Origin of the sequence: uncultured Chryseobacterium sp., from assembly GCF_936933875.1 — a bacterium.
Classification (GTDB): domain Bacteria; phylum Bacteroidota; class Bacteroidia; order Flavobacteriales; family Weeksellaceae; genus CAKZIK01.
Genome location: NZ_CAKZIK010000069.1, coordinates 12,076 through 25,304 on the forward strand (window position 1 = coordinate 12,076; position 13,229 = coordinate 25,304).

General features: G+C 36.0%; 10 protein-coding genes. 6 read left to right on the top strand and 4 right to left on the bottom strand.

Annotation, left to right across the window (positions count from 1 at the left end):
* Positions 1–34 precede the first annotated feature (34 nt).
* Positions 35–259, top strand: coding sequence for a hypothetical protein (locus tag Q0252_RS09570; RefSeq protein ID WP_297985670.1), 225 nt, complete (start codon positions 35–37; stop codon positions 257–259).
* A gap of 85 nt (positions 260–344) precedes the next feature.
* Positions 345–1,670 carry a hydroxymethylglutaryl-CoA synthase gene (locus Q0252_RS09575; protein WP_297985673.1) on the top strand — a complete coding sequence of 442 codons (1,326 nt, stop codon included), beginning with the start codon at positions 345–347 and terminating at the stop codon, positions 1,668–1,670.
* 128 nt (positions 1,671–1,798) lie between these two features.
* Here Q0252_RS09575 and Q0252_RS09580 read toward each other — a convergent pair whose 3' ends face one another.
* Complete coding sequence (locus Q0252_RS09580; RefSeq protein WP_297985675.1) at positions 1,799–3,016, bottom strand: dicarboxylate/amino acid:cation symporter; 1,218 nt, start codon at positions 3,014–3,016, stop codon at positions 1,799–1,801.
* Positions 3,017–3,181: 165 nt separating this feature from the next.
* Here Q0252_RS09580 and Q0252_RS09585 point away from each other — a divergent pair, with 165 nt between their 5' ends.
* From Q0252_RS09585 to Q0252_RS09595, 3 genes are all read left to right on the top strand, one after another.
* Positions 3,182–7,354, top strand: a complete 4,173-nt coding sequence (locus tag Q0252_RS09585) for a T9SS type B sorting domain-containing protein (protein WP_297985676.1) — start codon at positions 3,182–3,184, stop codon at positions 7,352–7,354.
* An 84-nt stretch (positions 7,355–7,438) separates the two neighbouring features.
* Positions 7,439–8,359 carry a J domain-containing protein gene (locus Q0252_RS09590; protein ID WP_297985678.1) on the top strand — a complete coding sequence of 307 codons (921 nt, stop codon included), beginning with the start codon at positions 7,439–7,441 and terminating at the stop codon, positions 8,357–8,359.
* Positions 8,356–8,661 carry a chaperone modulator CbpM gene (locus Q0252_RS09595; protein WP_297985681.1) on the top strand — a complete coding sequence of 102 codons (306 nt, stop codon included), beginning with the start codon at positions 8,356–8,358 and terminating at the stop codon, positions 8,659–8,661. The genes Q0252_RS09590 and Q0252_RS09595 overlap by 4 nt, the downstream gene beginning before the upstream one ends.
* Positions 8,662–8,663: 2 nt before the next feature.
* Here the strand turns inward: Q0252_RS09595 and Q0252_RS09600 are convergent, their stop codons facing one another.
* Together Q0252_RS09600 and Q0252_RS09605 are read right to left on the bottom strand one after the other, a co-directional pair.
* Positions 8,664–9,254, bottom strand: coding sequence for a hypothetical protein (locus tag Q0252_RS09600; RefSeq protein WP_297985684.1), 591 nt, complete (start codon positions 9,252–9,254; stop codon positions 8,664–8,666).
* Positions 9,255–9,631: 377 nt separating this feature from the next.
* On the bottom strand, positions 9,632–11,305 hold the full coding sequence (locus Q0252_RS09605) for a glutamine--tRNA ligase/YqeY domain fusion protein (protein ID WP_297985686.1): 1,674 nt from the start codon (positions 11,303–11,305) through the stop codon (positions 9,632–9,634).
* 218 nt (positions 11,306–11,523) lie between these two features.
* Here Q0252_RS09605 and Q0252_RS09610 point away from each other — a divergent pair, with 218 nt between their 5' ends.
* The gene (locus Q0252_RS09610; protein ID WP_297985688.1) at positions 11,524–11,892 is read left to right on the top strand and encodes an ATP-binding protein; all 369 of its coding nucleotides are present in this window, start codon (positions 11,524–11,526) and stop codon (positions 11,890–11,892) included.
* A 307-nt stretch (positions 11,893–12,199) separates the two neighbouring features.
* Here Q0252_RS09610 and menC read toward each other — a convergent pair whose 3' ends face one another.
* Positions 12,200–13,213 (bottom strand): o-succinylbenzoate synthase, encoded by a 1,014-nt coding sequence (gene menC, locus Q0252_RS09615; RefSeq protein WP_297985690.1) that lies wholly within the window; start codon positions 13,211–13,213, stop codon positions 12,200–12,202.
* Positions 13,214–13,229 lie beyond the last annotated feature (16 nt).

A 13,229-nucleotide genomic window follows, 5' to 3' on the forward strand; every position in this document is an offset into this window, starting at 1 on the left:
TAAATTTCGGCGCGATTTTTACTATAATTCAATTATGAAATCACTCAAAATCAATCTCGAAGACAACACTAATTTCGAAAAACTGACAGAACTTTTAATTCAAATTAAACGAATAAAGTCTGTGGAAATAATTGACGATGCTCAATCTGAAAGCGATTTAAAGAAAGCCTACGCCAAAAGTAAAGAGCAGCTAAAAAATGTCGAATATGAAACTTTGGTGAACGATATTTTCGATACTTTTCTGAAGAAAAAACCTTAAAATTTATTCTTTTTTAATCCTTAATTAAGGCATATTCTCTATGTCTTTCATAAAGTTTTTTCTAAATTCGTATAAAAATTTTACAATGAGTTTTGGAATTGAAGCAGCAAGTTTTTACGTCCCTTCGTTATATTTAGAAATCAAAGATTTAGCCGAAAAAAGAGGCGTTGAGCCTGCAAAACTGGAAAAAGGTTTAGGCTTACATAAAATGGCTGTGAACGACGTTCACGAAGATGCCGCAACTTTCGCCGCAGAAGCATTACTGAAATTAATCCGCGATTACAACATCAATCCACACGAAGTTTCCCGCATTTATCTTGGGACTGAAAGTGCATTGGATGCTGCAAAACCTACAGCCACGTTTGCGATGCAGATGGTCGAAAAAGTTTTAGCGGAAGAATTTGGTGAACGCGTTTTCAAAAATACCGATGTTGTAGACCTTACTTTTGCCTGTGTTGGCGCTGTAGATGCTTTGCACAACTGTTTGGACTTTGTCCGTGCAAATCCGGGTAAGAAAGCGGTTGTCATTTCTTCGGATTATGCAAAATATGAACTCGCTTCTTCCGGAGAATATACGCAAGGAGGAGGAGCGGTTGCAGTTTTGGTTTCCAATCATCCGAAATTGCTGGAGATTGAAAATGTTTGGGGCGTTGCTACAGAAAGTGTTTTTGATTTTTTTAAGCCGAGAAGAGCAGCAAATAAAGGAGATTTAACTTCTGCAACGGATTTAATGCCCGATAAACTCGAAATTTTTACTGATGAACCGGTTTTCGACGGACAATATTCCAACCAGTGTTATCAGGACAGAATTCGTGAGGCTTATGATCATTACAAGCTTCAAACGAATCAAACAAAACCTTATGAAGACTGGCGTTATTTGATTTTCCATTTGCCTTATGCCTTCCACGGGAAAAGAGTTTTTACAGAAATTTTTAGTCTTGAAAATAATTTGCCTTATACAAATGCGGATGAGCAAAAGGCGATCGCAAAATCTGAAGATTATTTAAAATTCATCAACGAAAAAATTGAGCCTTCGCAACGCGCAAGTTCTGAAATTGGGAATATGTACACGGCTTCGATTTTCATGGCGATGCTTTCAGCATTTCAGTCGAGTTTTGATAATGGCGAAGATTTAACGCATCAGAAATTTGGATTTTTAGGTTACGGAAGCGGTTCGAAATCAAAAGTTTTTGTGGGAAAAGTAGGAGAGCAGTGGAAAGATGTTGTTGAAAAATGGAATCTTTTCGAATCGTTGAAAAACAGAAAAGCCATCGATTTTGAAACCTATGAAAAACTTCACAGAAAACAACTTTCAGATTCAGTAAATCCTGAATATAAAGGTTTTGGTCTTATTGATGTTGAAAAAGAAAACCCGGTTTTGGTGGGAGCAAGAACTTACGGATACAGATAATTTTCGAATAGGCTTTCACCGAAAATTTTAATAAAAACGAAATCCTTTCGGAGTTTAAGACTCTGAAAGGGTTTTTAGTTTCGCATCACTTTGTCAAAGTTTAAAAATCTTTGACAAAGTTTTCAAGTTTAAACTTCCACAAATTTCTCACCCGAAATTTTCGTGACAAACATCGCGGCGACGGTATCTCCGGTTGCATTCAAAACAGTTGCTAAAGGATCGACCAAAGTTCCAATAATCATCACAGCCGGAATGGCTTCCTGTGGCAAATCATACACCGAAATCATCAGCATTTCACCAATGTAACCACCGTTCGGAATTCCACCAGCAACAATACTCACGAAAATCGTTATTCCTAATGCTAAAAGTAAGTTTGAGGGTTCAAAAAAATCGCGGCCAATAATCAGAAATGCCACATAAATTTTAATGATAGAAGACATCGAAGAGCCGTTTTTATGCAAGGTACTTCCAATCGGAATGACAATATTGGCAATCTTACCCGGAATTCCAATGTTTTGTGCTGCCTGAAGATTTGCAGGCATTGTCGCAAAACTGCTGCAGGTAGAAATTGCTGTTAAAGATGGATAAATATTGTTCGGCCAAAATTTTTGCACTCCACGTTTTCCGTCTGCTAGAAACGCATATAAAGTAAAAAATACGAAGAAATATATGATTCCGGCTACATAATACAAACCAAGTGGTTTTGCATAGAAACCAAAAAGTTGAGGACCAACGGTTGCAACCTGATACGCAAAATAGGCTCCCAAACCAATTGGTGCAGCTTTCATCACCAAAAGAAGAAGTTCCTTCATGACCTCATATCCGGATTGGATAAAAGCGGCAAAAGTTTTTCCGGATTCTCCACTTTTTCGAACCGCAGTTCCTGTAAGAAAGGCAAAAATGAGCAACGCCAACATGTTTTTACGCGAGAATAGATCAGCAAATTCTCCCACAGTGAAGAAACTTACAATTTTGTCTCCCCAAGTTGTTTCGTCGCCAGAATTTTCCAGGATTTCTTTTCCGGTGGAACCAATTGCTTCAGTTGGAAAAAAGTAAACCGCCACAATAGTGAAAAGTGCTGCAATGATGATGAACAAAAGAAAGGTGAAGATCATCGAAATCAAGATTTTCCCAAAATTTGAATGCTGCTCAACAGAACCAATAGAGTTGGCTACTGCGAAAAAAACCAACGGCACAACGCTGACAAAAAGAAGATTCAGAAAAATATCGCCTAATGGTTTTAGATATTCTACGATTGTTGGAAAAAATATTCCGATAAGACTTCCAATGATAATCCCAATAAGCAACTGTATAATGCCTGAATAATTTTTCAGAATTTTCTTCATAAAATAACAAGTTTCATCAAAGATAATTTATTTTTTGTATTGAAAACGGTGTTTTTCCCGTTGTAATAACTTGAAAAATAAAGTTTATATTTTAGTAATTTAGCATTCGAAATTCTAATAACCTTGAAAAGAAAATTATTTTTTATTTTATTCTGCATCTTTATTTTGTGCAACAAATTTTATGCGCAAAGCTGCACTGTATCGGCTGTTGCTAAAGATGTACAGGGAAATGAAAACGTCACTATAGATTGTGCTTATCCGTTAACCAATAACAAGACCTGTCTTAATCTCACAGCAGAATATTCTAAAATTTATTCAACGACATCTTATAGCGTAAGTGCAGAGACTTATGCTCCGATAATCCCTTACAATCAGGGAACGCCGTTAAATGCTAATTTTGACGATGTTTTTTCACAACAGATTGTGCTGCCTTTCAATTTTTGTTTTTATGGAAGTGGTTTTAATCTTTTGTCGATTGGCTCCAACGGAATTGTAACTTTTGAAAATCAGGCAGGAAATATCAATTATCCTAATATTCAAGCGGATGTTCCTAGTCCTTTGTTGCCGAAAAATTCTATTTATGGTGTTTATCAGGATTTGGTTTTTTCGAATACTGATGACTCTGAAATTTATTATTCAACAATAGGAACTGCGCCTTGCAGAAAGTTTGTCATCAATTTTTATAAAGGAAGACTTGCAGGTTGTGATACCCGAATTTCTTCCCAGATTGTTCTTCATGAAGGAACCAATGAAATTGAGGTTTTTGTTGAAGACAAACCACTTCCTTGTGCAACGGCAAAATTTAAAGAATCTTTAATAGGAATTTTGAACGGCACCGGAACGGTTGGAACTGTTCCTCCAGGTAGAAATACTGGAGTTTGGGCTGCTCAGAACGAAGCATGGAAATTCACGCCTAACGGAAACGAAATTGTTCCAACTTTTTCATGGAAAAACAGTGCGAATCAGTATGTTGGAAATTCGCAGCAGATTTCGGTTTGTCCAAGCAAAAATGATATTTTTACCCTAATTGTTAATTATAATAATTGTGGAAACAACTATGAGCTTACGGATACCATTGCTGTCAATTTTGCTTCGGATTTTCCATTAGCAAAGGATTTTACACAGGTTTTTTGTAACGCTGCAGCTTCACAACCTGTCAATTTGAATGATTATCAGCCAAATGTTTCCATTAATCCTCCCTCAAATTTTAATTTTACCTATCACAATTCTTTAGCTGAAGCACAATCGGGTGCAAATCCGCAACCGGCAAATATTGCAATATCTGGAAATGCTACTTATTTTGTCCGGATTGAAAACAAAAACGATCCCACCTGTTTCCGTGTTGCAGTTTTGAAATTGGAATTTATTTCGAACAGTTTATTAACCACAACGGTAAAAATCTGTGACCTGAATGGAGATGGAATTGAAAACAACTACAGGCTTTCCCAACTCAACACTCAGCTATTTTCTCCTGGAATTACCGGCACTATTACTTACTATCTTTCTCAGAACGATGCTACTAATAATATAGGAGTAGTTACTGCAGCAAATATTACCTCTTCAACACAACTTTGGGTAAAACTGAAATCCGGTTCGTGTGAGAAGATTTATGGCCCAATTTCTGTGAGTTTTAGTTCAGGACCCACTGTAAATTCTCCCGTTTCATTTTCAGAAACAATGTGCGATGTAAAAGGGGATGGAATGGAACCATACACCTTTACGTCCATTAATCCTTTAATTACAGCAGATCCAAATGTTACCATCGAATATTTTGCTACATACAATCAGGCTTATTCCGGAACTTCAATACCTCTTTCGTCCATTACGGAAGGAACGGTTAAAATTTATGCGAGAGTGGAAGATAACAGCGGTTGTTTTTCTATTGCAGAAATTAATCTTACCGTAATTTTCACTAAAGTTATTGCAAACAGCAAAACGGCTTATGTATGTTTTGATGGAAGTGAAGACAAATCTTTTGATTTGAATGCGCTTTCTCAGGGAATGCTTATTGATCCGCTTACTGGTATAGATATTACCTTTTATAAAGATTATTATGAAGCTGTAGCAGGTACTGTAAATTTTCAAATTTCACCCATACAAACTATCACAGGAAACGGAAACACTGTTACACAAAGTTATTGGGTAAGGTTTGCTTTATCCGACCAGTGTTATACAGTTCGCGAAATTGTGGTGGCTTTATATCATCCGGAAGCGATAAAAAGCCAGTTTAAGGTTTGTGATCTAAATAATGATAATACCGAAAATGTAAATCTCACACAGTTTTCAGGTCAAATTGTGGGTTCACAAGCGGCAACGGTTACGTATTTCAACAGTCAGAGTGATGCGCAGCAAAATAGCAATGCCCTTACTTCTGCTACAATAAACTCCACTGCGCAGTTTTGGGCAAGAATTGAATCTCACGGGTGTATTGAGTCTTATCCGATTACCGTTTCATTAACTCCGGTTCCGGTTGTTGCGGCTTTAATTACCAAAAATCAGGGTACAAAATGCGATAACAACAGTGATGGAGCAGAAGTATATGATTTAACAAAGCTCTATAGCGAAATTTACAGTGGAACAGATGCGGTATCTTTTAATTTTTATCTTAAATATGATGCAGCAACTGATACTTTTTCAGATTACGTTAACAATCCTGCTCAATTTCCAATTGATACCAACACCACAGTTTATGCGAAGGTTACGAATGCCAACAATTGTTCTTCAGTAAGTAAAATTGTAATTATTACAGACTTTTTCCCGGCAATTAAACTGAATCAGGATGCTGTTTTGAAAAAATGCGATTTTAATTTCAATCTTCAGGAGAAATTTGATTTAACAGAGGCCACTTCTCAAATTTTTAATCAGTCGCAGAATTCTGTTCAGCTTTCCAACATTAAAATTACCTATCATACAACTGAGATTGAGGCAAATGCAGGAACACCTCAAATTAGTTCAGTTCAAACAACTTTACAGTCGCAAATTATTGTTTGGGCAAGATTTACGGATAATTTGGGATGTTATTCGATTGCTCCAATTTTGCTCAAAACGTATCTTCCACCCAAAGCTATTAACTCTTCCATCACCGTTTGCGACAGTAATTTGGATGGAAGTTATGAAGTAGATTTAACGGCCTATCAAACCCAGATGGTCAATTTGGTTGATCCGGAAAATATGTTCAGTTATTATTTAACCCAAGCGAATGCAATTGCCGGAACGAATGCAATTGCGAATCCTTCTAATTACACTGCAAATCCTTTCCCGGCGCAAATTTGGGTACGAGTTGAAAATATTCCGGGTTGTATGGATACGGCTTCCATTACCTTTAATTTTGGCACGAAAGTAAGCCTTCTCAACGCAGGTCCGTTTAATCTCAACAATGTTTGTGATACCGGAAATGATGGAGCAGAAACTTTAAATCTTACACAATTCGAGAATCAAATCGAAAATTCGGGTGCCACATTTCAGTATTTTTCATCTCTTTCTGACATGAATAATGGATTGAATGCCATATCGAATCCAACAAGCTATGCTTTTAATGCAGCCGCCTCGAATAAAATTTATGTAAAGGTGAGTAAAACCGGTTTCTGTCCGAATTTTACAACCATTAATGTTTCGTTGAAACCAACTCCGATGTTCAGTATTGATGACGCTTATTTCTGTCCTTACAATAACGGAAGTGTAGATATTCAGCCGAATTTTTCAGGTTTAAATATTGCTTCTTACAAATGGATTTCACCAAGTGGACAAGTGCTTTCCACATCGAACCAACTTTTGGACGTAAATGTTGGCGGAACTTATACCATTGAAGTTATTGGAATTAACGGATGTCCGTTCACAACAACTTTTAATGTAAAAGCTTATGAAGTTCCCGTAATTACACAATTGGTTCCGAACGGAAATTCTTACACGGTTATTGCAACAGGCAGTCAGCCAATTTTATATTCTATTAATGGAACAACTTGGCAAACATCGAATGTTTTCAATAATTTACCGGTAGGTGTTACAACTTTCTACGTTAAATTTGACGGTTCTGATTGTTTAGGACTTACAAAACAAGGGTTAATGCTGAGTTTAAACAACGCTATTACACCAAACGGAGACGGTTATAATGATACCTGGAACGTAAAAAATCTCAACGTTTTTGAAGGCCAAAATGCATCACTTCAAATTTTCGACCGTTACGGGAAAATGGTTTTCGAACAGAACAGTGCTACAGAATTGATTTGGGACGGTAAAACTCAGGGAAGACCACTTCCAACACAATCTTATTGGTATGTTTTGAAACTTCCTGACGGAAGAAACTTCAACAACTGGATTTTGCTTAAAAACCGTGAGTAATTTAAAAATTAACGGATTTTTAACGATTTCGTCACCGCATTTGCTGCAAATTTTTACTAATTTTATTAGAAATTAAAAGAAGCTATGGCTTTTGTAGATTATTATAAAACTTTAGGAATCCCGAAAACTGCTTCAGCAGACGACATCAAGAAGGCTTACCGGAAATTAGCACGAAAGTATCATCCCGACGTCAATCCGGGAGATAAAGAGGCGGAAAAAAACTTCAAAGAAATTAACGAAGCCAATGAAGTGTTGAGCAACGCTGAAAACCGTGCAAAGTATGATAAATACGGTGAAAACTGGAAACACGGCGAAGAGTACGAAAAAGCTCAGCAACAGCAAAGACAATATCAGCAAAGTAGAGGAGGCGGTTTTGAAGGTTTCTCCGGAGCAGAATTTGGCGATGGCGGAGATTATTCGGATTTTTTTCAAAGTATGTTTGGTGGAACCGGAGGTTTTGGCGGAAATCGTGGTAGAAGTTCATCCGGGAAATTTAAAGGGCAGGATGTTTACGCAGAACTCAATATCAGTTTGAAGCAGGCTTCCGAAACCCATCAGCAAACATTCGATATCAATGGTAAAAAAGTAAGAATAACTATTCCTGCAGGAGTTTACGACGGACAGCAAATTAAACTGAAAGGTCATGGAAATCCGGGTTTCAACGGTGGTCCGAATGGTGATTTGTATATTACTTTCAACATCAGTGCAGACAAAAATTTTGAAAGAACCGGCGACGATTTAAGGACGAAAGTCGATTTGGATTTGTACACCGCAGTTCTTGGTGGCGACGTGCAGGTGAATACTTTATCAGGATTGATTAATTTAAAAGTAAAACCCGGAACTCAAAACGGTGCAACGGTTCGTTTGAAAGGAAAAGGTTTTCCGGTGTACAAAAAAGACGGAAATTTTGGCGATTTGTACGTAACTTACAATGTAAAGCTTCCTGAAACCCTTTCTGATAAAGAAAAAGAACTCTTCCAACAACTTAAAGACCTGAAAAAATGAGTGAAAGAATATCAAGAGAAGAACTTGTGAAAATCTACAATATCGAGATTACTTTTTTCGATTCTTTGGAGGAAAGCGGTCTCTTGAAAACGGAAACAGAAAACGAAATCAAATATCTTCTGTACGAAGAATTGCCTGCTTTTGAACGCTTCGCAAATTGGCATTACGACTTGGATGTGAATATTCCCGGGATTGAAATGATTCAGAACCTGCTTCATAAGCTGGAAAAAATACAATTGGAAAACAGAACTTTACTTCAGAAACTCAACGCGATTTCCGATAAATATGAAGATGTTGAATAACTTTAAATAGTCCATTCATCATTAATTACAGCAACCAGGAAATATTTTCCGTTGGATTTTTCGAAGACAAAACGTAAAGTTTTCCAGTCCATTCCGCCATATTGTTCGGTTCCGGCGATATAATTTTCTGTGAAATCTGCTTGTGGATACACTTTCTGTAAATTATTTAAAGAATTTCCACTTCCCTGAAATTCATTCAGTGAAAATTTCGACTGGCTAAAATCTTTTTTGAAAACCCAATTGTCCAAATAATTTTTGATGGACATTACGACAGGTTTTCCTTCGCCATCAGTTTCTCCCCAAGTAAATTTGATGTTTGAATCTGCATATTTTTCAAATTCAGTTTTTGAAAACTTTTTATCCTTATTTGCATCAATATAACCATAAATCGAGAACCGAACGCCTTTTTCAGGATGAATGAATTTTTCTAATTCAGTATAATTTTTAACTTTTAAAATTTGAAGAATTTCGTCATTCAATATTCTTAAAGAATCATTCTTCGAAAGTTGAGGTAATGTTTCTTCTACCTTTTTGGTTTCAGTTGTAGGAACAGTATTTTGCTGAACTTCTTTTTTGCATGAAAAAATGACCAATAAAGCGAATATGAAAAAAATAATAGATTTCAAAGTGTTGGTTTTTAATAGTATATCGTGTAAAACTAACAAATTATGTTCCTTTATTATGGGTTGTTTTTGTCTAACGACTGTTTGTATTGTAAAAAATATTAAAGATTTATTGAAAATTCTGTAAAATTTAGTTAAGAATGTAACTTAAATTTGCGTTAACAAAATCACAAGCTTATGAAAGCAGTAATTACCAATTTTAACAAAAGCTACAAAAATTTAGTGGAAAGAATTAAAAAACATGTTTTCGTAACCGGAGTTATTTAGAATCACTTATTACACTTCATACTAAAAAACCCTTTCAATGTAATGTTGAAAGGGTTTTTGAATTTATTTTCCTTACTGAATTATTCCGGTTTGTAAGAATCTTTCAGTGTTACAGTTCTGTTGAAAACCAGTTTACCTTCGGTAGAATCCTGATCTTTCGTAAAGTAACCGATTCTTTGAAACTGCAGTGGTTCTCCAACTTCAACATCCTTCAAAGCCGGTTCTGCAAATCCCTGAACTGTTGTTAAAGATTCCGGATTGATGAACTCTAGGAAATCGGTTTCCTTTTCTGCATCTGGCTGTTCTACAGTGAAAAGTTTGTCGTAAATTCTTACATCCACAGGAATTGCGTGCTGCGCAGAAACCCAGTGTAATGTTCCTTTTACTTTTCTCAAACTTTCTTCAGTTCCGCTTCCGGATTTAGATTTATCATCATAAGTCGCATAAATCGTAGTGATTTCACCTTTTTCGTCTTTTTCAACACGTTCTGCTTTGATGATGTATGCGGATTTTAGACGAACTTCGCCACCTAATTTCAGACGGAAAAATTTATTGTTGGCTTCTTCCTTAAAGTCTTCTCTTTCAATATAAATCTCTCGGGAGAAAGGGATCTGTCTTGTTCCAGCGTTTTCATCTTCCGGATTATTTTCGGTTTCCAGCCATTCTTCCTGTCCCTCCGGATAATTTTCAATCACCAATTTTACAGGATCTACAACAGTCATGACGCGTTTTGCTACCTTGTTCAAGTCTTCACGAACGCAGAATTCCAACAACTGAATTTCAATCAAATTTTCACGTTTTGCAACGCCAACTTTTTCGATAAAATTACGGATGGAAGTTGGAGTATAACCTTTTCTTCTCATCCCGGAAATGGTCGGCATTCTTGGATCATCCCAACCTGTTACGATGCCTTCAGTTACCAAACGAAGCAATTTTCTTTTTGATGTAATTAAATATGAAACGTTCATTCTCGCGAATTCACGCTGTTTGTTTCGTAGTTTTTCACCATCATAAACCTGATCTAAATACCAATCGTACAAAGGACGGTGGTTTTCAAATTCTAATGAACAAAGAGAGTGAGAAATCTGCTCAATATAATCGCTTTCACCATGTGCCCAATCATACATTGGATAAATTTTCCAGTCGCTTCCGGTTCTGTGGTGAGGACGTTTCAGAATTCTGTACATCACAGGATCACGCATGTTCATGTTCGGAGAAGTCATATCTATTTTTGCCCGAAGCGACATTGCTCCTTCCTCGAACTCACCATTTTTCATTTTTTCGAATAAATCCAAGGATTCTTCAACCGGACGGTTTCTGAAAGGACTTTCAACTCCAGGTTCTGTAGGATTTTTGCGCTGTTCTGTAATGGTTTCAGACGGTTGCTCATCAACATAAGCTTTTCCGTCCTTAATCATTTGAACTGCCCAATCGTACAACTGCTGAAAATAATCAGAAGCATAAAGCTCTTTGTCCCATTTAAAACCAAGCCATTCTACATCTTTTTTGATGGAATCTACATATTCCTGCTCTTCTTTTTCAGGATTGGTATCGTCGAAACGAAGATTTACAGGAGCTCCGTATTTTTCACCCAAGCCGAAGTTAATACAGATGGCTTTCGTGTGTCCAACGTGGAGATATCCATTCGGTTCCGGCGGAAAACGGAAACGCAGTTGTTCCTTTTTTAAACCGTTTTTTAAATCGTCTTCTATAATTTGCTCAATAAAATTGAGGGATTTTTTTTCTTCTTCCATAACAGAATTTTCTGAAGGGCAAATTTAAGGATAAAAATATCGTCGTCAAAGGGTTTGGATGATTGTGAGGATTTTATCTTAAAGGTTCATTATTTTAACAAATACTCGTTATAAAAAGAATTATTGTATATTTAAGTGTTCAGTTTTTAGAATTTTTTTCTGCCAAAAGAGAATGAAGTTGAGTAAAAGATTTACTTTCACCTAACCTTCTGAATTTTGTGCGATATACAGAGAATTACGCCAAGCATTATTTTCATAAAAGTGATGTGAAAATTACATTTACCCAAAACGATATTACCAAAAAAGAAATTTCTGCGGAAAAAAGAAGAAATCTATTCCTGTGTACAAAAGAAGCGTTAAATAATATCCTGAAACACAGTGAGGCTAAAAATGTCAATATCAATTTTCATCAGGAAGAAAATCAATTTACGGTTACGGTAAGCGACGACGGAAAAGGCTTTGTGAAAGATTTTGTAGCAGGAAATGGACTTGCAAATATGAAAACCAGAATGAAAGATTGTGCAGGAAGTTTTAAAGTTTTAGAAGATCAGAAGGGAACAGTTCTGCAGTTTATTCTGTCCATGTAGCGTTTTTGTACTTAAAGCTAAAAAAAAATTAAAAACAGACATTAACATTTAATTTTAAGTTTAAAATTTCAATTAAAACACTGTAAACTAATTATCATTAGGTAAATTTTTAACATATGTTATATTTTTTGGCATAATAATGGCAATTAACTTTCATCACTTATTACACTTAAATAATTAAACTATGAAAGCCATCATCAGAAAAAGATTTTCAGCTTTGCTGGAAACTTTAAAGAGAAAAATTTTTGTAGATAATGTTATTTAATACAAAAATGTTGGGAATAGAAAACAGTCTGAAATTAACTTTTCAGACTGTTTTTGTATAATAAAGAAGGTCGTTTTTGAGTTTTAGGTTGCTTTCAAAATTATTGGTAAAAAGAGCGCCGGTTCCCAAACCTTGCGGCATTAGGTTGTGTTTGGTAAAAGTATATTGCGCAATCGCATTCAAACCAATGTTGCTTTCGAGAGCAGAAGTAATCCACCAACCAATTCCCAAATTTTCAGCAATGGAAATCCATTCGTCTGAACCGGAAAAGCCACCAACTAAAGCAGGTTTTAGGATAATGTATTGCGGTTTAACTTGTTCTAAAAGTTTTTGTTTTTGCGCTGAATCAATAACTCCAATTAACTCTTCATCCAAAGCAATAGGTGTTGGAGTTTGTGCACAAAGTTGAGCCATTTCAGCAATATTTCCGGCTTTAATTGGCTGTTCTATTGAATGAATATCCAAATCAGCGAGCTCTTTCAAAACCGTTTTCGCTTCTTCGAAAGTAAATCCACCATTCGCATCAACGCGAAGTTCAACTTGTTGTTTCGGAAATTTTTGACGGATTTTTTTCAGGATTTCCTTTTCAGAATTCCAGTCAACACCAATTTTCAGTTTAATGCAAGAGAAATTTTGCTGCAATTTTTCTTCAATTTGTTTTTCCATGAAATCCGCATTTCCCATCCAAATCAATCCATTAATTTTAATAGAAGCATCGCCTTCCGTAAACTCCGACGGAAAATAAACTGTTCCCTGGTTTTTCAGGTTTAAAAGTGCCTGTTCGAAACCAAACCAAATGGAAGGAAAGTGTTTTAGCTCTTCATTCAAAATTGATAAATCCTGATTGATGTTCTCGCACAACCACTTCAGTTTTTCTTCATAATCAGGAGCATCATCGTAACTCAAACCTCGAAAAATGGCGCTTTCGCCGACACCTTTTTTACCATCCTCAAAAATTTCGAGGACAAAAGTTTCTTTCGTATGCAAAACGCCTCGTGAAGTTCCACTCGCTTGTTTAAACTCTAAAATATGTTTGAAATACTGTGCTGTTTTCATAAAAAATGTCAGAACA

Coding starts and splice junctions, on each gene's coding strand:
- menC (WP_297985690.1), bottom strand. CDS start 13,213: ATGAAAACAGCACAGTATTTCAAACATATTTTAGAGTTTAAACAAGCG.
- Q0252_RS09590 (WP_297985678.1), top strand. CDS start 7,439: ATGGCTTTTGTAGATTATTATAAAACTTTAGGAATCCCGAAAACTGCT.
- Q0252_RS09575 (WP_297985673.1), top strand. CDS start 345: ATGAGTTTTGGAATTGAAGCAGCAAGTTTTTACGTCCCTTCGTTATAT.
- Q0252_RS09570 (WP_297985670.1), top strand. CDS start 35: ATGAAATCACTCAAAATCAATCTCGAAGACAACACTAATTTCGAAAAA.
- Q0252_RS09580 (WP_297985675.1), bottom strand. CDS start 3,016: ATGAAGAAAATTCTGAAAAATTATTCAGGCATTATACAGTTGCTTATT.
- Q0252_RS09595 (WP_297985681.1), top strand. CDS start 8,356: ATGAGTGAAAGAATATCAAGAGAAGAACTTGTGAAAATCTACAATATC.
- Q0252_RS09605 (WP_297985686.1), bottom strand. CDS start 11,305: ATGGAAGAAGAAAAAAAATCCCTCAATTTTATTGAGCAAATTATAGAA.